Origin of the sequence: Streptomyces akebiae (genome assembly GCF_019599145.1) — a bacterium.
GTDB lineage: Bacteria > Actinomycetota > Actinomycetes > Streptomycetales > Streptomycetaceae > Streptomyces > Streptomyces akebiae.
Genome location: NZ_CP080647.1, coordinates 3,860,287 through 3,879,000, shown reverse-complemented (window position 1 = coordinate 3,879,000; position 18,714 = coordinate 3,860,287). Strand labels below are relative to the sequence as shown.

The 18,714-nt window shown below is 71.8% G+C and carries 18 protein-coding genes and 1 riboswitch; of the genes, 11 read left to right on the top strand and 7 right to left on the bottom strand.

Annotated features, from left to right (window positions below):
* Window position 1: 1 nt before the first annotated feature.
* Window positions 2–1,279 carry an epoxide hydrolase family protein gene (locus K1J60_RS16570; RefSeq protein WP_220646900.1) on the bottom strand — a complete coding sequence of 426 codons (1,278 nt, stop codon included), beginning with the start codon at window positions 1,277–1,279 and terminating at the stop codon, window positions 2–4.
* Window positions 1,280–1,342: 63 nt separating this feature from the next.
* On the opposite strand from K1J60_RS16570, the gene K1J60_RS45855 reads away from it, so the two are divergent.
* From K1J60_RS45855 to K1J60_RS16550, 4 genes are all read left to right on the top strand, one after another.
* The gene (locus tag K1J60_RS45855; protein ID WP_259407752.1) at window positions 1,343–2,422 is read left to right on the top strand and encodes a helix-turn-helix transcriptional regulator; all 1,080 of its coding nucleotides are present in this window, start codon (window positions 1,343–1,345) and stop codon (window positions 2,420–2,422) included.
* 255 nt (window positions 2,423–2,677) lie between these two features.
* A complete protein-coding gene (locus K1J60_RS16560; protein ID WP_220646899.1) occupies window positions 2,678–3,067 on the top strand; it encodes a hypothetical protein in 390 nt (129 codons plus the stop codon).
* A gap of 21 nt (window positions 3,068–3,088) precedes the next feature.
* Window positions 3,089–4,273, top strand: coding sequence for a glutathionylspermidine synthase family protein (locus K1J60_RS16555; RefSeq protein WP_220646898.1), 1,185 nt, complete (start codon window positions 3,089–3,091; stop codon window positions 4,271–4,273).
* 70 nt (window positions 4,274–4,343) lie between these two features.
* A riboswitch (ZMP/ZTP riboswitch) is annotated at window positions 4,344–4,432 on the top strand.
* A 31-nt stretch (window positions 4,433–4,463) separates the two neighbouring features.
* Window positions 4,464–5,912, top strand: a complete 1,449-nt coding sequence (locus K1J60_RS16550; protein ID WP_220646897.1) for a glycine hydroxymethyltransferase — start codon at window positions 4,464–4,466, stop codon at window positions 5,910–5,912.
* Between the two features lie 30 nt (window positions 5,913–5,942).
* On the opposite strand, the gene K1J60_RS16545 is transcribed toward K1J60_RS16550, so the two are convergent.
* The 3 genes from K1J60_RS16545 to K1J60_RS16535 form a co-directional block, all read right to left on the bottom strand.
* A complete protein-coding gene (locus K1J60_RS16545; RefSeq protein WP_220646896.1) occupies window positions 5,943–6,710 on the bottom strand; it encodes a hypothetical protein in 768 nt (255 codons plus the stop codon).
* Window positions 6,711–6,828: 118 nt separating this feature from the next.
* Window positions 6,829–7,767: a hypothetical protein gene (locus K1J60_RS16540; RefSeq protein WP_220651505.1), complete on the bottom strand. Its 939-nt coding sequence runs from the start codon at window positions 7,765–7,767 to the stop codon at window positions 6,829–6,831.
* 52 nt (window positions 7,768–7,819) lie between these two features.
* Entirely contained in the window at window positions 7,820–8,443 is a 624-nt protein-coding gene (locus K1J60_RS16535) for an RNA polymerase sigma factor (protein WP_220646895.1), read from the bottom strand.
* A gap of 100 nt (window positions 8,444–8,543) precedes the next feature.
* Between K1J60_RS16535 and trpS the strand changes: the two genes are divergently transcribed.
* Window positions 8,544–9,557, top strand: a complete 1,014-nt coding sequence (trpS, locus tag K1J60_RS16530) for a tryptophan--tRNA ligase (protein ID WP_220646894.1) — start codon at window positions 8,544–8,546, stop codon at window positions 9,555–9,557.
* Window positions 9,558–9,799: 242 nt separating this feature from the next.
* Window positions 9,800–10,381, top strand: a complete 582-nt coding sequence (locus K1J60_RS16525; protein ID WP_220651504.1) for a 2'-5' RNA ligase family protein — start codon at window positions 9,800–9,802, stop codon at window positions 10,379–10,381.
* Window positions 10,382–10,534: 153 nt separating this feature from the next.
* Here K1J60_RS16525 and K1J60_RS16520 read toward each other — a convergent pair whose 3' ends face one another.
* Window positions 10,535–11,290, bottom strand: a complete 756-nt coding sequence (locus K1J60_RS16520; RefSeq protein ID WP_220646893.1) for a decaprenylphospho-beta-D-erythro-pentofuranosid-2-ulose 2-reductase — start codon at window positions 11,288–11,290, stop codon at window positions 10,535–10,537.
* Window positions 11,291–11,345: 55 nt separating this feature from the next.
* On the bottom strand, window positions 11,346–12,968 hold the full coding sequence (locus K1J60_RS16515; protein WP_220646892.1) for an FAD-binding oxidoreductase: 1,623 nt from the start codon (window positions 12,966–12,968) through the stop codon (window positions 11,346–11,348).
* 143 nt (window positions 12,969–13,111) lie between these two features.
* Here K1J60_RS16515 and K1J60_RS16510 point away from each other — a divergent pair, with 143 nt between their 5' ends.
* The 3 genes from K1J60_RS16510 (at window position 13,112) to K1J60_RS16500 (ending at window position 15,595) form a co-directional block, all read left to right on the top strand.
* Window positions 13,112–13,654 carry a phosphatase PAP2 family protein gene (locus K1J60_RS16510; protein ID WP_220646891.1) on the top strand — a complete coding sequence of 181 codons (543 nt, stop codon included), beginning with the start codon at window positions 13,112–13,114 and terminating at the stop codon, window positions 13,652–13,654.
* Window positions 13,655–13,691: 37 nt separating this feature from the next.
* Window positions 13,692–14,633 (top strand): decaprenyl-phosphate phosphoribosyltransferase, encoded by a 942-nt coding sequence (locus K1J60_RS16505; protein ID WP_259408276.1) that lies wholly within the window; start codon window positions 13,692–13,694, stop codon window positions 14,631–14,633.
* A 101-nt stretch (window positions 14,634–14,734) separates the two neighbouring features.
* Window positions 14,735–15,595: a YihY/virulence factor BrkB family protein gene (locus tag K1J60_RS16500; protein ID WP_220646889.1), complete on the top strand. Its 861-nt coding sequence runs from the start codon at window positions 14,735–14,737 to the stop codon at window positions 15,593–15,595.
* 105 nt (window positions 15,596–15,700) lie between these two features.
* Here K1J60_RS16500 and K1J60_RS16495 read toward each other — a convergent pair whose 3' ends face one another.
* Entirely contained in the window at window positions 15,701–16,999 is a 1,299-nt protein-coding gene (locus K1J60_RS16495) for a D-alanyl-D-alanine carboxypeptidase family protein (RefSeq protein WP_398683235.1), read from the bottom strand.
* Between the two features lie 127 nt (window positions 17,000–17,126).
* Here K1J60_RS16495 and K1J60_RS16490 point away from each other — a divergent pair, with 127 nt between their 5' ends.
* Window positions 17,127–17,384 carry an SCO4848 family membrane protein gene (locus tag K1J60_RS16490; protein ID WP_220646887.1) on the top strand — a complete coding sequence of 86 codons (258 nt, stop codon included), beginning with the start codon at window positions 17,127–17,129 and terminating at the stop codon, window positions 17,382–17,384.
* Window positions 17,384–18,703: a metallophosphoesterase gene (locus K1J60_RS16485; RefSeq protein WP_220646886.1), complete on the top strand. Its 1,320-nt coding sequence runs from the start codon at window positions 17,384–17,386 to the stop codon at window positions 18,701–18,703. The genes K1J60_RS16490 and K1J60_RS16485 overlap by 1 nt, the downstream gene beginning before the upstream one ends.
* Window positions 18,704–18,714: the final 11 nt, after the last annotated feature.

The window sequence follows — 18,714 nt, the reverse complement described above, 5'->3', positions numbered from 1 at the left end:
TTCACCGCAGCTCGCGGAAGAACTCCCGCAGGTCCGCGACGAGCGCCTCCGGGGCCTCCAGGGCGAGGAAGTGGCCCCCGAGTTCGAGTTCGGTCCACCGAACGATGTCGTGGTCCCGCGCGGCCCAGCGCCGGACCGTCACATCTCGCGCCGAGACCAGCACGGCGGTGGGTACCTTCGCGCCTCCACCGGTCTCGCCCCAGCCCTCCGCCTTGTCCCAAGCCTCGGTCTCGCCCCAGGAACCTTCCGCGCCGCCCCACGAGCCCTCGGCGCCGCCCCAGGAACTTGCGGAGATCTCCTCGTAGTAGATCTGCGCGGCCGAGGCGGCCGTGCCGGTGAACCAGTACAGCGAGACGTTCGTCAGCATCCGGTCCCGGTCGACGCTGTCCTCCGGCAGCCCCTCCTCGGGGTCCGTGAGTTCCTTGAACTTCTCCACGATCCAGGCCAGTTGCCCCACGGGGGAGTCCGTGAGTCCGTACGCCACCGTCTGCGGACGTTTGGAATTGCACTGGAGATAGCCGTCGTTGAAGTTCTGCATGGTCTGCCAGCGCCGCTGCTCGACCTTGCTGAGGCCGTCCATCTCACCGTCCGCCCCCACGGGGAAGGCGATCATGCCGTTGACGTGGACCCCGACCACCCGCTCCGGCGTCTGCTTCCCCATCTCCGGCGCGATCCACGAGCCGGTGTCGTATCCCTGGACCCCGTACCGCTCGTACCCCAGACGGGACATCAATCCCGTGAACACCGTGGCCATCCGGGCCGTGTCCATCCCGGGCCCGGCCAGCGGCGTGGAGAGTCCGAAGCCCGGCAGCGACGGGATGACCAGGTGAAACGCGTCGCCCGGATCCCCGCCGTGCGCCCGGGGATCGGACAACGGCCCGATGACGTCCAGGAAATCCACCACCGAGCCCGGCCAGCCGTGCAGCAGCAGCAACGGCGTGGCGCCCGCCTCCGGCGACCGCACATGCAGGAAGTGCACATTCTGCCCGTCGACCTCCGCCGTGTACTGGTCGTACGCGTTGACCGCCGCCTCCTGCGCCCGCCAGTCGAAGCCGGTGCGCCAGTACTCGGCGAGGTCCTTCAGATAGCCCGTCGGCACGCCCCGACTCCACCCCACACCGGGCAGTTCGTCGGGCCAGCGGGTGTCGGCCAGCCGTCTGCGCAGATCGTCGATACGGTCCTGCGGGATCGCGATCCGGAACGGCCTGGGTGTGGGCTCGGAGTGCGGGCGGGGGTAGGGGGTGGGCAGGGGACGGACATCGGGTGTCGGCTTCGTCATGGCTCCGACGCTACGAACCAGTTGGGTCACCCTCGGTCCTAACTCTGCGGCACCCTCATGACCATGCTGGAGACCTCCGGGCGACTGCTGAAACTGCTCGCCCTGCTGCAGACCCACCGTGACCGCGACCGCTCCGGCGCCGAACTCGCCGAGCAGCTCGGCGTCAGCCGACGCACCCTGCGCCGGGACATCGAGCGACTGCGCGACCTCGGCTACCCCGTGCACGCCGCCCGGGGCGCCGCCGGTTACCGGCTCGGCGTCGGCGCGAGCCTGCCGCCCCTGCTGCTCGACGACGAGGAAGCCGTGGCGGTCGTGGTGGGACTGCGCACCGCCGCCGAGGGCACGGTCACCGGCATCGAGGAGGCCGCGCTGCGCGCCCTCACCAAACTGGAGCAAGTGCTGCCGTCCCGGCTGCGGCACCGGGTGACGACCCTGCACCACGCCACCGACCGAGCGGGAGCGATTCCGGCCCCCAAGGTCTCGCCGGACACCCTCATGGCCATCGCCGAAGCCTGCCGCCGCCACGAACGCCTTCGCTTCCACTACACCAGCCCGCACCCCTCCACCCCCGATCCCGGCGCTCCTGAACCCTCCACCCCCGATTCCGATCCCGATCCCGATCCCGTCTCCTCCACCTCGACCCGGCCCGGCCCCACCCAGCCTCGAGCCACCCCCCGCGTCCGCACCGTCGAGCCGCACAGGCTCGTCAGCTTCGACCGGCACTGGTATCTCGTCGCCTGGGACATGGACCGCGCGGACTGGCGCACCTTCCGGGTCGACCGCCTCGTGCCGCGCACACCGACCGGACCACGCTTCGTCCCGCGCGCACTTCCCCACGGCGACGCGGCGACCTATCTCGCGCACCGTCTCTCGTCCAGGGCCTGGCCCTTCCGGGCCACCGTCACCCTGCACGAGTCGGCTGCGTCGGTCGGTGACCGGCTCTGGCCCGGCATGGGAGTGCTCGAACCCCTCGACGACGACCGCTGTCTGCTGCACCTGGGCGCCGAGACGCCGCGCGACCTCGCCTGGATGATCACTTCGGTGGACGCCGACTTCACTCTGGACACATCGGCCCCACCCGAACTCGCCGACACCCTGCGCGCCCAAGCCGCCCGCTCGCTGGCGGCGATCCCCCACCCCTAGAGGGGCTTCTGATGGATCTCCGCGGCGTCGCGACGCCCGGCACGCCGAGAGCACGCACCGAACGCCGCTCCTTCTTCCACGGAGATCCATCAGAAGCCCCCTAGCCGCCCTGCGCACCCGGCTGGCCCTCTCCGGTAGTCGATCACTAGTCTGAGCGCCGATAAAGCGCACATAAGACGGCGGCCGGTTCTCGCGTACCGCATCGCGAACCGGCCCCGGCACGGCGGGGCTCACGAGCCCTACGGGGGAGCACACATGGGAGAACAGCGCAGGCGGCTGCGGTCCAGCACGGTCGTCCTCGGTGGGATGGGCGTCGTCGCGGCGGCCCTGACCTCCTGCGGTTCCGATCCGGACCGCCGCTGCGTGGACCGCGACAGCTACGACTACGCCAACGGCTACAAGATCATCGCCGACAAGAACTGCAACTCGAGCTCCAGCTCCTCGTCGTCGTACGGCAAGAACCGCAAGAGCAACAGCAGCGGCAACCGCAGCCAGACCGGCTCGGTCGACGCCGCCTGGTACTACGACGCGGACGTCAGCGGCGGCCGCGCCGACTACGGCACCTTCAGCCGCAGCGACGCCGTCGACCGGGACGGCTTCGGCTGCTCGGGCGACGGCGACGGCTCCGGTTCCGGCGGCGGCTGACCCGGCGGACGAGACGACACCATGGAACGCCGCACCATCGAACCCCGGCCCGGCTGGCAGGAGACCGTCGAGGAACAGGGGCTCATCTACCCGCTGACCCGCCACCCCGACGGTTCCCTGCGCCCCTACTGGGACGAGAGCGCGTACTACGTCTTCTCGCTCCCCGAGGTCGAGGCGCTGGAGGAGGTCGTCGAGGAACTGCACGGCATGTGCCTCGCCGCCGCCGAGCACATCGTGGCCGAGGACCGCTTCGCCGATCTCGGCATCACCGACCCGCGTCTCGCCGGCCTCGTCGCCGAGGCGTGGCGCCGACGGGCCGAACTGCCGTCCCTCTACGGCCGCTTCGACCTCCGCTACGACGGGACCGGCCCGGCCAAGATGCTGGAGTACAACGCCGACACCCCGACCTCGCTCGTCGAGGCGGCCAGCCCTCAGTGGTTCTGGATGGAGGAACGCTTCCCGGGCGCCGACCAGTGGAACTCCCTCCACGAGCGCCTCATCGATGCCTGGAAGAAGCAGTCCCCCCTCCTGCCGCCGGGCAGCCCCCTCTACTTCGCGCACTCCGCCGGCGACGAACTCGGCGAGGACCTGATGACGGTCGCCTATCTGAAGGAGACCGCAGAACAGGCCGGGCTCGCCACCGACTGGATCTCCATGGAGGACATCGGCTGGGACCGCCTCTCCGAACGCTTCGTCGACAAGAAGCTCCGCTTCATCCGCAGCATCTTCAAGCTGTACCCCTGGGAGTGGCTCACCACCGACCGCTTCGCCTCCCATGTCCTCGCCACCCTCGACAACGGCGGCGGCACCGGGACCACGATGTGGATCGAGCCCGCCTGGAAGATGCTCCTCAGCAACAAGGCCCTCCTCGCCGTCCTCTGGGAGCTGTACCCCGGCCACCCCAACCTCCTCCCCGCCTATCTCGACGGCCCCCGCGAACTGGCCGCCACCACCGGCTACGTCGCCAAACCACTCCTGGGCCGCGAGGGCGCCGGTGTCACCCTCCATGACCCGGGCACCGCCCCCGCACTCCGCGAAGAGCCGTGCTGCTACCAGGAGTTGGCCCCCCTGCCCACCTTCGACGACAACCACGTCGTCCTCGGCGCCTGGGTCGTCGAGAACGAGTCCGCGGGCCTCGGCATCCGAGAGTCCTCGGGCCTGGTCACGGACGAGTACGCACGCTTCCTCCCGCATGTGATCGTCTGACACCCCACTCCTCCCGTCGTTCGAATGGTGGACCTCGCGGCCCACCGCGCCCGCCCGCCCGATAGGGTGAGCGGTGGGTCGTGACTGGCGCGCTGGGATGGGACGGACCATCGGGGAGCGGCCCGGGGAAGATGAGTGCCGTGCGCCTGGGCCGTACCGTGAACGCTGAACGCAACGTCCGGAGGTCCCCATGTCAGCCGAGCCCCTCTCCCCCGAGTCCACCGCCTTCCGTGCCGCCCTCGATGTGATCCGCGCCGTCGAGCCGCGGGTGGCCGACGCCATCGGCCAGGAGGTCACCGACCAGCGCGAGATGCTCAAGCTGATCGCCTCCGAGAACTACGCCTCCCCGGCCACCCTCCTGGCCATGGGCAACTGGTTCAGCGACAAGTACGCCGAGGGCACCGTCGGCCGCCGCTTCTACGCTGGCTGCCGCAACGTCGACACCGTCGAGTCCCTCGCCGCCGAGCACGCCAAGGAACTCTTCGGCGCCCGCCACGCCTACGTCCAGCCGCACTCCGGCATCGACGCCAACCTGGTCGCCTTCTGGTCCGTCCTCGCCGACCGCGTCGAGGTCCCCTTCCTGGAGAAGGCCGGCGCCCGCCAGGTCAACGACCTCTCCGACGCCGACTGGGCCGAACTCCGCCAGGCCTTCGGCAACCAGCGCATGCTCGGCATGTCCCTGGACGCCGGCGGCCACCTCACCCACGGCTTCCGCCCGAACATCTCCGGCAAGATGTTCGACCAGCGCTCCTACGGCACCGACCCCGCCACCGGCCTCATCGACTACGAGGCCCTGCGCACCTCCGCTCGTGACTTCAAGCCGCTGATCATCGTCGCCGGGTACTCCGCCTACCCCCGTCTGGTGAACTTCCGGATCATGCGCGAGATCGCCGACGAGGTCGGCGCCACGCTCATGGTGGACATGGCGCACTTCGCGGGCCTCGTCGCCGGCAAGGTCCTCACCGGCGACTTCGACCCCGTACCGCACGCCCAGATCGTCACCACGACCACCCACAAGTCGCTGCGCGGCCCGCGCGGCGGCACGGTCCTGTGCGACGACTCCCTCAAGGACCAGGTCGACCGGGGCTGCCCGATGGTCCTCGGCGGCCCCCTGCCGCACGTCATGGCTGCCAAAGCCGTCGCCCTCGCCGAGGCCCGTCAGCCCGCCTTCCAGGACTACGCCCAGCGCATCGTCGACAACTCCCGCGCCCTCGCCGAGGGCCTGATGCGCCGTGGTGCCACCCTGGTCACCGGCGGCACCGACAACCACCTCAACCTGATCGACGTCGCCACCTCCTACGGTCTCACCGGCCGCCAGGCCGAGGCCGCGCTGCTCGACTCCGGCATCGTCACCAACCGCAACGCCATCCCGGCCGACCCGAACGGCGCCTGGTACACCTCCGGCATCCGCATCGGCACGCCCGCGCTGACGACGCGGGGGCTGGGCACCGCCGAGATGGACGAGGTCGCCGGCCTCATCGACCGCGTCCTCACCACCACCGAGGCCGGCACCACCAAGTCGGGCGCCCCCTCCAAGGCCCAGCACGTCCTCGACGCGAAGGTCGCCGACGAGATCTCCCGTCGTGCCACCGACCTCGTCGCCGGCTTCCCGCTGTACCCGGAGATCGACCTCGGCTGACCCGGCCGACCGACTCCCGACCGTTGTCGCTCAGGCGTCCAGCAGCTCCTGACGGGGCTCCCGCGGCGGCCCGGACCCGTTCCGGCCCGCCGCGCGGCGCAGGAGGAGCGTGGCACCGCCGGAGCCGAGGAGCAGGCCCAGCGCCAGGGCGGGTATCGCCCAGTGGGCGCGGTCGGCCGCACCCGGTGCGTCCGTCGCGGCCCTGACATCGGCGGCCGTCCCGGCGGAGCCGGCCGCGGTCCCGCCCGTCGCGTGGCCCGCCGACGGCTCGTCCCGCACCAGGGCTCCGGGGCCAGGATCACCCGGGGTCGCGCCCAGGATCTCCAGGCCGGTGAGAAGCCTTCGTAGCTGGTCCGGCTGCTTCGCCCGGTGCCAGACGCCGGCACCCGGAGCGCCCAGGACCTCCTCACCGGTGATGAGCGTCGTATGGATCCAGATGTCCTTGGTGTCCGGCGCGGCTGTGTAGACCCGGTCCAGCCGCCACGGCGTCACGTCGTGGAGCATCCACGTCACGCTGACCATGTCGCCGATCCGCTCTCCCGCTATCTCCTCCCGACCCCATTCCGGCGCCTCCTCCCGGCTCCGGTCGAGCTCGCCGCCCGCGGGGGCGAGGAAACTCTCCAGATCGCCGTACTCCTCCCGTGTGCCGTACAGCGAAGCCGTCCGCTGGCTGGTCGGAGAGACCAGCAGCACGCTGGTCGGTCCGCCCGCCGCCGAAGGCGGAGCCCCCAGCAGCACCAGGACCCACGCCGTCAGCAACGCGCCCACCGCCGCCGCCAGTTGTCGCAGTCCACGCATCCGACACCCCCGATCGATCCCGGTGCGGCCCTCCCGCACTCGCGGTGTCATTCCTGGTACACCGCTCGAACCGCCGGGGTTCCCACCCGGACGGGACCGATCAGTCCGACGGGACCGATCAGTCCGACGGGACCGATCGGTCCGACGAGCCCGACGAGCCCGACGAGCCCGATGAGCCCGATGAGTCCGACGAGTCCAACGAGTCCAACGAGTCCAACGAGTCCGCGATCTCCCGCGCCCGCGTCTTCGACTCCACGCCCTCCAGCCGCAGCGTGAACGCGTCGTCGTGGACCCACAGCAGGGTGGGCCCGGCCGTGCGTTCGGAGCGGGTGAGGCGGGAGCCGTCCTCGGAGGTCATCCAGAAGCGCAGCAGGTGCGGCTCGGGGAACCACAGCGCGTCGTGCGCGCCCCCTGCCAGCTCGACCCACTCGACGGCCTGCTCGCCCGCCACGGTCTTGCCGTACTCGGGTGCCAGCCGGGCCGCGTACTCGTCGAGCCGGACGGTCCCTCCCCTCTCGTCCCAACAGAGGGTGATCACGAAGCGGTCCTTCGGCGCACGGGCCACGGACACCGCGTCCGGAGTGCCCAGCGAGCCCGGCACGAGCGGAACGAACCCCGCCCGCCGCCCGGCCTCGGCGAGCGAGACCGGCTCCGGGCAGCCGGGCACCCTCGCGCCCGGCGAAGGCGTCGCCGACGGGTCGTACCGCACCTCGACCCCGCCGAAGTGGAACCAGTCGGCCACCGCCGCCCGCACCGGAGGGGTGAGGACGAAGGCCGTGAGCAGCCCGCACAGCGCGGCGATCAGCACGCGCCACCGCGTCCGGACCCACCGGCGCACCGCCCGCAGCCGCTCACCGGCCCCCGGCGGCTCGGCCACCGGCGTCGGCACCCGCTCGGCGAGTATCTGCTGGAGAACCCGCTCGACCATGGTTTCGTCGCCGTCGCTCCCCGGCCGGTCCAGCGCCCGCCCGAGCGCCCGCAGCTCCCCGGGCAACCGGGCGTCACGCCCCTCACTCTCCGTGTCCCCGCCGTCCCCCGACCGTCCTCGACCCCCCACCTCGCCTCGACCCCGCTCCTCGCCCGGCCCCCACACCTTGTCCCCGCCCGGCTCACCCACGCCCCTCACCCCCTCCCCCTTTCCGGCCCAGCGGTTCCCCCGGCTCGAACTCCGGCAGGAGGCGGCCCAGCTTGCGCAGTGCCCGGCTCAGGCGGGACTTCACCGTGCCCCGGGGCCAGCCCAGGGCGGCCGCCGTCTCGGGCTCGTCCATCTCCAGCAGATAGCGGTACGTGACGACCAGCCGGTGTTCCTCGCTCAGCTTCTCCAGGGCGCCCAGGAGCGCGACACGCCGCTCTATCTCCAGCGCGGCGACCGCCGGGTCGGCCGAGGGCGGTATCAGCGGCTCGGCCTCGACGAAGGCGGCCTCCCGGTCGGCCAGCGATCGCTGGCGCCCCGCTGTCCGCACTGTGTTCCTCGTCTCATTGGCCACGATCGACAGAAACCACGGCCGGAACGCGGCACCGTCCCGGAAGCGGCCCAGTGAGCAGTACGCCTTGAAGAAGGCCTGCTGCACCACGTCCTCCGCGTCCGCACCGGCGCCGAGCGCCCGCGCCGCCCGCAGCGCGATGCCCGTATGGGCGCGCACCAGCTCCGCATAGGCCTCCGGCTCCCCGGCGCGTACGCGTGCGACCACCGCGGCCTCATCGACGATGCGGCCCCCCTCCCGCGTTCTCACACAAGGGGTACACCGCCCGGGCCGGATCGGTTCCCACCCGTGGCACATCTGTTTCCGGTCGGTTCCGGAACGGCCCCGGATACCTGAGAGAATGGTGAGCATGGCCTCTGATCGACCCCGCGTGCTCTCCGGCATCCAGCCCACCGCCGGCTCGTTCCACCTCGGCAACTACCTCGGCGCCGTCCGCCAGTGGGTGGCCCTGCAGGAGTCCCATGACGCGTTCTACATGGTCGTCGACCTGCACGCGATCACCGTCGCGCAGGACCCCGCGGACCTGCGCGCCAACACCCGGCTCGCCGCCGCGCAGCTGCTCGCCGCCGGTCTCGACCCGGAACGCTGCACGCTCTTCGTCCAGAGCCACGTCCCCGAGCACGCGCAGCTCGGCTGGGTCATGAACTGCCTCACCGGCTTCGGCGAGGCCTCCCGTATGACGCAGTTCAAGGACAAGTCCGCCAAGCAGGGCGCCGACCGCGCGAGCGTCGGCCTCTTCACGTACCCGATCCTCCAGGTCGCGGACATCCTGCTGTACCAGGCGAACGAGGTGCCGGTCGGCGAGGACCAGCGCCAGCACATCGAGCTCACCCGTGACCTCGCCGAGCGCTTCAACGGCCGCTTCGGCGAGACCTTCACGATCCCGAAGCCGTACATCCTCAAGGAGACGGCGAAGATCTACGACCTCCAGGACCCCACGATCAAGATGAGCAAGTCGGCGTCGACCCCGAAGGGGTTGATCAACCTGCTCGACGATCCGAAGGTCACCGCCAAGAAGGTCAAGAGCGCGGTCACCGACACCGACACGGTGATCCGCTTCGACACCGCTGAGAAGCCCGGCGTCAGCAACCTGCTGAGCATCTACTCGACCCTGACGGGGACGGGTGTCGCGGAACTGGAGGAGAAGTACGTCGGCAAGGGCTACGGTGCGCTCAAGACGGACCTCGCCGAGGTCATGGTCGAGTTCGTGACGCCGTTCCGGGAGCGCACCCAGCAGTATCTGGACGACCCGGAGACGCTCGACTCGCTCCTGGCCAAGGGAGCCGAGAAGGCGCGCGCGGTCGCGGCGGAGACGCTCGCCCAGGCGTACGACGCGGTGGGCTTCCTGCCCGCCAAGCACTGAGCCGCACCACCTCTGCCCCCGAGCGCCTCCCGCACCACCCGTCGCACCACCGACAGCGCCGCACATCACTCCCGCTGCGCCTGCCCGGAGGACCGCCGTGGCCGTACAGTCGATAGCCGGTACGACCGACAGCCGGTACGACCGACAGTCCGTACGACCGATGACAGGTACGACGACAGGTACGACGGGCCGTGGCTGACAAGGACTACGACAACTCGCATGACACGACGACAGGAGACGACGTGGGGACCGTAACGATCGGTGTGTCGATCGCGGTCCCGGAGCCCCACGGCAGCCAGCTCCAGGAGCGGCGCGCGGGCTTCGGCGACGCCGCGGCTCACGGCATCCCCACCCATGTCACGCTGCTGCCGCCGACCGAGGTCGAGGACGCCGACCTCCCGGCGGTCGAGCAGCACCTCGGTGAGGTCGCGGCGGCCGGGCGGCCCTTCCCGATGCGGCTGTCCGGCACGGGCACCTTCCGCCCGCTGTCGCCCGTCGTGTACGTGCGGGTCGTCGAGGGGGCCGAGGCCTGCACCTGGTTGCAGACGCAGGTCCGGGACGCCTCGGGGCCCGTGGCACGCGAGTTGAACTTTCCGTACCACCCGCATGTCACCGTGGCGCACGGCATCGCCGAGGAGGCGATGGACCGGGCGTTCGAGGAGCTCGCCGGGTACGAGGCGCAGTGGCCCTGCACCGGGTTCGCGCTCTACGAGCAGGGTTCCGACGGGGTCTGGCGCAAGCTGCGGGAGTTCGCGTTCGGTGGATCCGTGGTGCCGCCCCAGGCGGGGGCGCCGGTCGGTGACACGACGCTTCCCACGCGGTGACGTCGGCCGCGGGGTTGCCGACGCGGTGACGTCGGCCGCCGGGTGAGTCGGACCGGAGCGCTCCGGGAGGGGTGGCGAGCGGTCTTCGCGGCCGCGGGTCGGCGGGGGTGTTCGCGCCGTTCCCCGCGCCCCTTTCGGGGCGCAGGACGCGCCCTACAGCGGCAGGCGGCGGAACACCGCCCTCGGTACGTGCCTCAGCGCTGCCATCACCAGGCGCAGTGAACCCGGGACCCAGACCGTCTCCGAGCGGCGGCGCAGACCCAGTTCGATGGCGACGGCCACGGCCTCCGGGGTCGTGGCGAAGGGGCTTTCCGGGCGGCCCGCCGTCATGCTCGTGCGGACGAAGCCGGGGCGGACGAGCATGACGTGGGCGCCGGTGCCGTGGAGGGCGTCGCCGAGGCCCTGGGTGAAGGTGTCGAGGCCGGCCTTGCTGGAGCCGTAGATGAAGTTGGAGCGGCGGGCCCGCTCGGCGGCGACGGAGGACAGGACGACCAGGGAGCCGTGGCCCTGCGCCTGGAGCGCCCGCGCGCAGACCAGGGCGGACGAGACGGCACCGGTGTAGTTCGTCTGCGCGACGCGCGCGGCGGACACCGGGTCGCGTTCGTCGTTCGCCTGGTCGCCGAGGACGCCGAAGGCGAGGAGGACCATGTCGATGTCGCCCTCGGCGAAGACCTTGCCGAGGACCGCCTCGTGGGAATCGGGGTCGAGCGCGTCGAAGGTGATGGTGTGGGTCTCCGCGCCGAGGCCGCGCAGATGGGTGGCCGCGTTCTCCAGGGCCTGCGACGGGCGCCCCGCCAGCCAGACCGTGCGGGTGCGGCGGGCGATCAGACGGCGTGCCGTGGCGAGTGCGATGTCCGACGTACCGCCGAGGATCAGCAGGGACTGGGGGGTGCCGAAGGCGTCCTTCATGACAGCTCCTGGGTGTGGGGGACAGAGGTGTGCACCGAGCTCGGGGGCCCGGCGCTCACAGGCCGAGGCGGCGGGCCAGGTCCGACACGAAGACCCCGCCCGGGTCCAACTCCCCGCGCAGTGCGCGGAACTCGGGGAGCCTCGGATACATCGAGGCCAGCAGCTCGGGCCGTAGACGGGCGTCCTTCGCCAGGTAGACGCGGCCGCCCGCCGCCGCGACCTCCTCGTCGAGCGAGTCCAGGAAGGCGCCGAGACCGGGCAGGCTCGCCGGGATGTCCAGGGCGAGGGTCCAGCCGGGCATCGGGAAGGACAGCCAGCCGGGGTCGCCCTCGCCGAACCGCTTCAGGACGGCGAGGAAGGACGGGCAGCGGCGCGCGGAGATCCGGTCCACGATCCGGCGCAGGGCCTCCTCCCGGCCGTGTCCGACGACGAACTGGTACTGGACGAAGCCGGACCGGCCGTAGATCCGGTTCCAGTGCGGGACCCCGTCGAGGGGGTGGAAGAAGGTGGAGAGCCGCTGGAGTTCGTCGGTGCGGGCCCGGGGTGCCCGGCGGTACCAGAACTCGTTGAAGAGCCCCATGGCCGTGCGGCCGAGAAGACCGTCGGGGACGAAGGAGGGAGCGGCCGGGAGGCTGGGGGTGCGGAATTCCAAGGGACTGGCGAGCATGTCCCTCCGGAACCGGAACGCCTCACCGAACGAAGAACGGCCCGCGCGCACGCGCGTGGACGCTCTCCACGGCGATCCAGAGGGCGGTGTCCACAGCGATCCCGACGGCGGTGTCCCCGGCGATGCCGCCGCCCCTGTCCTCGGCGACGGCCGCTGCCCGTTCCGGCGCGGCAGCGCCTCCAGCGCGTCCAGGGGCGCGTGGTCGCCGCGCGTGAGCACCGCCCGGCCCGTCGCGGCGCCCCTGGCGAGCAGGTCGATCCAGGCGACCGAATAGCGGTAGTAGCGGTCCGTGGCCGTCAGGCGGGCGAGGAGGTCGTCGAGGTCGCGCGCACGTTCGGTGTCGACGGACATCCAGGACGTCTCGACGGGGAGCAGGCGGACGGTCGCGGTGAGGATGACGCCGGTGAGGCCCATGCCGCCGGCCGTGGCGTCGAAGAGCGGGGTGCCGGGGACGACCGTGCGGATCCCGCCGTCGGCCGTGAGCAGTTCGAGGGACAGGACATGGCGGGCGAACGACCCGGAGACATGGTGGTTCTTGCCGTGGATGTCGGCCGCGATGGCGCCCCCGACGGTCACCTGACGGGTCCCCGGGGTCACCGGCACGAACCAGCCCAGGGGGAGCAGGACCTCCATCAGCCGGTGCAGCGAGACGCCCGCGTCGCACAGCACGGTGCCGCCGTCCGCGTCGATGGCGTGGACGCGGTCGAGGCCGGTCATGTCGAGGACGGCGCCGCCCGCGTTCTGCGCCGCGTCGCCGTACGCCCGCCCCAGCCCCCGGGCGATCCCGCCCCGCGCCCCGTGCGCCCCGCACGCCCGTACGGCGGCCGCGGCCTCCTCGTACGTCCGCGGGCGGAACAGCCGGGCGGCTGACGGGGCGGTGCGGCCCCAACCGGTGACCGTGACGGGAGCGGAGGACGGGACGGAGGCGGAGGCCGGGGCGGAGGCGGAGGCGGGGCGGCGTGGGCCGGCGGGCGGGGGAGCCGGGGAGGTCGGGACGGCGTCGGCTGGCATGCTCGCGACCGTATCGCCGCGTATGCGGAGGATCCGGGCGCTTCGGCACGGCCGCTCTGCCGCCTCACCGAAATGGGTGATTAGTGGGATGTCGGCCAAAATTGCCGTAGCTCTGGGCCGGTCACCTAGAAGAGTGGCGTCGCATGGATGAAGTTGACGTCGTCGAGGGTGTGCGGGGACTGGACCGGCGGCTGCTCTCCGCGCTGCACGCCCGTGGTGCCGACCCTCGAGTCGCGCGCGCCGCCCGTGGGCTGTCCCGGGTGGGGGAGCACGGGCTGCTGTGGCTCGCGGCCGGACTGGCGGGTGCCGCCGTCGACCGGGAGCGGCGTCGCGTGTGGCTGCGCGGCACGGCGCTGACCGCCGGGGCGCATCTGGCCAGCATGGGCGTCAAGCGCGTCGTACGACGGCCGCGCCCCGCCCACGTCGAGCCCCTGGTCCGCACGGTCGGACGGCACTCCTTCCCCAGCTCGCACGCGAGTTCGGCGGCGGCAGCGGTCGCCGTCGTGGCCCACGGAGCCCTGGGCGCCCCACTGTTGCTGTCCGCCGCCGCACCGCTCGCCGCCGCGATGTGTCTCTCCCGGCTCGTCGTCGGCGTGCACTATCCGTCGGACGTGGCGGCGGGCGTGGTCCTCGGGGCGCTCACGGCACGGCTGGGCGCACGCTGGGTGGTGAGCGGCGATGGCTGAGCGCACGGTGGCAGGGCGCACGGGGGCTGAGCGCACGGTGGCAGGGCGCGCCGTGGTCGTGGAGCGCCGGACGATTTCCGGCCAGGCGCCCCAGAAGGCCGGCCTCGTCCGCGGGCTTCTGCGGACGACCCGTCCCCGGCAATGGATCAAGAACACCCTCGTCGTCGCCGCGCCCGCGGCGGCCGGGGAGCTCTTCACTCCTCGCGCGCTCGTCCAACTCCCCCTCGTCTTCGCCCTCTTCACGGCCTGCGCCGCCGCCGTGTACCTCGTCAACGACGCCCGGGACGCCGACGCGGACCGCGCGCACCCCGTCAAGCGGCACCGCCCGGTCGCCGCCGGGCAGGTGCCCGTGCCGGTCGCGTACGGAGTCGGGATCGCCCTGGCCGTGCTCGCGCCGCTCGCCGCCGCCTGGCTCTGCTCGCCGTACACCGCCGCGCTGCTGACGGCGTACCTCGGCCTCCAACTCGCCTACTGCGTCAGCCTCAAGCACGTCCTGGTCGTCGATCTGGCGGTCGTCACCGCCGGGTTCCTGATGCGGGCGATGATTGGCGGGCTCGCGCTGGGCATCCCCCTCTCACGCTGGTTCCTGATCACCACCGGGTTCGGCGCGCTGTTCATGGTCGCCGCCAAGCGGTACTCGGAGGCCGTGCAACTGGCCGACCGGGCGGGCGCCACTCGGGCCCTGCTCACCGAGTACACCGCCGGATACCTCCGCTTCGTCTGGCAGTTGGCCGCCGGCGTCGCGGTGCTCGGCTACTGCCTCTGGGCTCTGGAAGAGGGCGGCGTGCCCACCACCGGCGTGCTGCCCTGGCGGCAACTCTCCATGATCGCCTTCGTTCTGGCCGTCCTCCGCTACGCCGTCTTCGCCGACCGGGGCACCGCCGGCGAGCCCGAGGACGTCATCCTGCGCGACCGTGCCCTCACCCTCATCGGCGTCGTGTGGCTGACGATGTACGGGCTGGCGGTCGCGGACTGGTGAACCGGTGGCGGCGCCGGGGGCGGTGACGTAAGGAGGGGATCCGTGGACCGGTGTGGGGGTACCCGGTATCGGGTGTCGACGACTGGGGCAGAGTTCGGATCATGGACTGGCTGAAAAAGCTTCCCGGGGTGGGTCCTTGGGTGGAGCGTCTGATGACCACGCACGCGTGGCGGTCGTACGAGCGGCTGGAGCGGGTGAAATGGACCCGGCTGGCCGCGGCGATGACGTTCATCAGCTTTCTCGCGCTGTTCCCGCTGCTGACCGTGGCGGCGGCCATCGTCGCGGCGACCCTCGGCAAGGACCAGCAGCAGGAGCTGGAGGACCGGCTCAGCGAGCAGGTGCCCGGCATCTCCGACCAGCTCGACATCGCCGGCCTCGTCGACAACGCCGGCACGGTCGGGATCATCGCCGGCGCGCTGCTGCTGTTCACCGGCATCGGCTGGGTCGGTGAGATGCGCGGCTGTCTGCGCGCGGTCTGGGAGAAGGAGGACCCCGACGAGAACCCCGTCCTCGCCAAGGGCAAGGACGCGGGCCTCCTGTTCGGTCTCGGCGGCGCGGTGCTCGTCTCCCTGGCCGCTTCCGCCGCCGCCTCCTGGGCCGTCGGCCGGTTCGCCGACCAGCTCGGCATCGACCGCGACGGCTGGGGCGGCATCCTCCTGCGCCTCGCCGCGTTCGCGGTCGCCGTGCTCGCCGACTTCCTGCTCCTCCTCTACGTCCTCACCCTGCTCCCCGGCGTCCAGCCGCCCCGCCGCCGTCTCGTCGTGGCCGCCCTCATAGGAGCCGTCGGCTTCGAACTCCTCAAGCTCCTGCTCAGCGGCTACATCCAGGGCGTCGCCTCCAAGAGCATGTACGGCGCCTTCGGGGTCCCCATCGCCCTGCTGCTCTGGATCAACTTCACCACCAAGCTCCTGCTGTACTGCGCGGCCTGGACCGCGGAGGGCAGCAAGGAGAGCGCCTCGTAAGGGGCGCGGGGAACGGCGCGACCAGCCATGACGCGCCCGCGCGCGCCCCGGGTCCGGCGACAACCGCCGGACGCGTCCGGCGAGAACCCGCAGACGCTCCCGGCCCTACTGCTTCTTCCCCCGCAACGGCCACTTCCGATTCACCAGGAACACCCCTCCGGCCAACAGCACCAACACGCCGCCCATGATCCCGAGAGCGACGCCGACCCCGCCGCCCCCGCCGGAGGCACGTGCGGCGACCGACTTCCCGCCCGCCCCGCCGGAGGCGGACGCCGACGCCGTGGCCCCCGGCTGCGCACTCGGCTCGTCGGCATCCCCGCCGGAGGTGTCCGCGCTCTTGGGCGGCACCAGCTCACCCACCGGCGTCACCTTGCCCGCCGCCTTGAAACCCCAGTCGAAGAGGCTCGCGGTCTCCTTGTACACCTGGTTGTGCTCGTCCTTCTCCGGATGCATGACGGTGACGAGGAGGACCCGGCCGTCGCGCTCGGCGACCCCGGTGAACGTGGCGCCCGCGTTCGTGGTGTTGCCGTTCTTCACACCCGCGATGCCCTGGTAGGAGTCGAGGCCGCTGTCCCCGGTGAGCAGCCGGTTGGTGTTCTGGATCTCGAAGGAGGAACGGCTCTTCTTGCCGTTCTTGCCCTTCTTCGTCTCGCCCGGGAATTTCGCCCGCACGGTGGAGCAGTACTCCCGGAAGTCCTTCTTCTGCAGCCCTGACCTGGCGATCAGCGTCAGGTCGTAGGCGGACGACACCTGCCCCTTGGCGTCGTACCCGTCCGGGCTGACCGCGTGCGTGTCCAGGGCCTGGAGCTCCTCGGCGTGCGCGTTCATGTCCGCGACGGTCTGCTTCACCCCGCCGTTCATGGCCGACAGGACGTGCACCGCGTCGTTGCCGGAGCGAAGGAAGACTCCGAGCCACAGGTCGTGGACGGTGTACGTCTCGTCCTCCTTTATGCCGACCATGCTGGAGCCAGAGCCGACACCCGCCAGATCCTCGGGCGCGACCTTGTGCTCGTCGTCCTTGTTGAACTTCGGCAGCAGCGTGTCCGCGAACAGCATCTTCAGCGTGCTCGCGGGGGCCAGCCGCCAGTGCGCGTTGTGCGCGGCCAGCACCTCGCCCGACTCGGCGTCGGCGACGATCCAGGAGCGGGCGCTGATGCCCTTGGGGACCACGGGCGCGTCGCTGCCGAGACTTGCCTGGGTGCCCGGCCTGCCCAACAGCTCGCCGCCGACGGTCGACATCGTCGCCGGGGGAGTCGCGGACGGCGAGGCGCTCGAACTCGGTGACGGCTTGGCCGCGAAGGCCGGGCCGGCCGTCAGCATCGGAGCCGAGGCCAGGGAGAGGGACAGCAGGGTGGCTGAGGTGATCGACAGGGGGCGCCTGACGGTCTTCTTGGAGGCGGGCACGATCGAGAAAGTACATGGCTCCGACCGGTAAATCCCACCGGAGCGCCCCGTGGCGCTCTCACTGCTGCTCACGCCCCCGCACGCACCCCGGCGCGATACCCGGACGGTCGGCGGCGATACTGAACGCATGAAGCTCAGCCGCCCCCTCTCCTGGTTCCTGCTCGCCTTCGGGGTGTGGAGCTGGGTCATCTGGATCACTTTCGTCAAAAATCTCTGGAAGGACGGCAGCGGGCTCGCGTTCGACGACGCGGGTGATCCCACGGCGTACTTCTGGGTGCATCTGACGCTCGCCGTCGTCTCCTTTGCTCTGGGGACGGCCATCGGGGTCATCGGGTTGCGCGGGGTGCGCGCCCTTCGCCGGGCCGAGACCGGGAGTGCCACGTGATGACCGTCGTCTTCGTGCTGGTGCTCCTGCTGGTGCTGGCCCTCTTCGGGGCCCTGCACTGGTACGCGTGGCGTCGCCTGGTGCGCGACACGACCCGCGGACCGGGCCTGGCCAGACGGGTGGGCACCGCGGTGTTCATCGCGGGACCGGTGCTGATGGTCGCCGGCTTCGCCGCCGAACGCACCGGCGCGCCCTTCTGGCTGCAGCAGACGCTGACCTGGCCGGGCTTCATGTGGCTCGCCCTCGCGCTGTATCTGTTCCTCGCCCTTCTGGTGGGGGAGCTCCTGCGACCTGTTCTGCGCCGCCTGGTGGCGCGGCGCGCCCCGGAGCCGCAGCCGGAGCCGGAGCGCGTGGTGCGCGAGCCGGAACCCGTCCCGGCGGGCGCGCAGCCCGCACACCCGGCCGAGTCCACGGAGGCCGCCGAGCCCGGACAGCCGGCCCCACCCCGCCCGACGGAGCCGTCGGGCCCCACCACCCCCGCGCCCTCGGCCGACCCCTCCCGCCGTCTCTTCGTCTCCCGGGTGGTGGGCGGGGCCGTCGCCGCCGCGGCCGTGGGCACGGTCGGCTACGGGACCTACGGCGTCGTACGCGGACCCAGGCTCAAGCGGATCACCGTGCCGCTGGCGAAGCTGCCTCGCGCCGCGCACGGTTTCCGGATCGCGGTGGTCAGCGACATCCACCTCTCGCCGATGCTGGGCCGCGGCTTCGCGCAGAAGGTCGTCGACACGATCAACTCGACGCAGCCCGACCTGATCGCGGTGGTCGGCGACCTGGTCGACGGCGACGTGGCGGACCTCGGGCCGGCGGCGGCACCGCTCGCCGGACTGAAGGCACGCCACGGCAGCTACTTCGTCACCGGCAACCACGAGTACATCTCCGGTGCCGAGCAGTGGGTCGAGGAGGTGCGCCGACTGGGCCTGACGCCGCTGGAGAACGCGCGCCGCGAACTGCCGTACCTCGACCTCGCCGGGGTGAACGACATCGCGGGCGAGGACGAGGGCCAGGGCCCCGACTTCGCCAAGGCGCTCGGCGACCGGGACACCTCGCGGGCCGTGGTGCTCATGGCCCACCAGCCCGTCCAGATCCACGACGCCGTCGACCACGGCGTCGACCTGCAGCTCTCCGGACACACCCACGGCGGACAGATGTGGCCCATGACCTATGTCGCCCAGGCCGCGAACCCCACTCTCGCGGGCCTGGAGCGCTACGGCGACACCCAGCTCTACGTGACCCGCGGCGCGGGCGCCTGGGGACCGCCGGTGCGGGTCGGGGCGCCGTCCGACATCACCGTGGTGGAGCTGGCCTCCAAGCAGGCGTGACGGCCCGTCAG

What these genes read in the sequence shown, in the direction of transcription:
- K1J60_RS16570 (WP_220646900.1), bottom strand. Translation starts at nt 1,279, where the DNA reads ATGACGAAGCCGACACCCGATGTCCGTCCCCTGCCCACCCCCTACCCC.
- K1J60_RS16545 (WP_220646896.1), bottom strand. Translation starts at nt 6,710, where the DNA reads ATGCGTGGACTGCGACAACTGGCGGCGGCGGTGGGCGCGTTGCTGACG.
- K1J60_RS16560 (WP_220646899.1), top strand. Translation starts at nt 2,678, where the DNA reads ATGGGAGAACAGCGCAGGCGGCTGCGGTCCAGCACGGTCGTCCTCGGT.
- K1J60_RS16490 (WP_220646887.1), top strand. Translation starts at nt 17,127, where the DNA reads ATGAAGCTCAGCCGCCCCCTCTCCTGGTTCCTGCTCGCCTTCGGGGTG.
- K1J60_RS16510 (WP_220646891.1), top strand. Translation starts at nt 13,112, where the DNA reads ATGGATGAAGTTGACGTCGTCGAGGGTGTGCGGGGACTGGACCGGCGG.
- K1J60_RS16520 (WP_220646893.1), bottom strand. Translation starts at nt 11,290, where the DNA reads ATGAAGGACGCCTTCGGCACCCCCCAGTCCCTGCTGATCCTCGGCGGT.
- K1J60_RS16515 (WP_220646892.1), bottom strand. Translation starts at nt 12,968, where the DNA reads ATGCCAGCCGACGCCGTCCCGACCTCCCCGGCTCCCCCGCCCGCCGGC.
- trpS (WP_220646894.1), top strand. Translation starts at nt 8,544, where the DNA reads ATGGCCTCTGATCGACCCCGCGTGCTCTCCGGCATCCAGCCCACCGCC.
- K1J60_RS16550 (WP_220646897.1), top strand. Translation starts at nt 4,464, where the DNA reads ATGTCAGCCGAGCCCCTCTCCCCCGAGTCCACCGCCTTCCGTGCCGCC.
- K1J60_RS16485 (WP_220646886.1), top strand. Translation starts at nt 17,384, where the DNA reads ATGACCGTCGTCTTCGTGCTGGTGCTCCTGCTGGTGCTGGCCCTCTTC.
- K1J60_RS45855 (WP_259407752.1), top strand. Translation starts at nt 1,343, where the DNA reads ATGCTGGAGACCTCCGGGCGACTGCTGAAACTGCTCGCCCTGCTGCAG.
- K1J60_RS16500 (WP_220646889.1), top strand. Translation starts at nt 14,735, where the DNA reads ATGGACTGGCTGAAAAAGCTTCCCGGGGTGGGTCCTTGGGTGGAGCGT.
- K1J60_RS16555 (WP_220646898.1), top strand. Translation starts at nt 3,089, where the DNA reads ATGGAACGCCGCACCATCGAACCCCGGCCCGGCTGGCAGGAGACCGTC.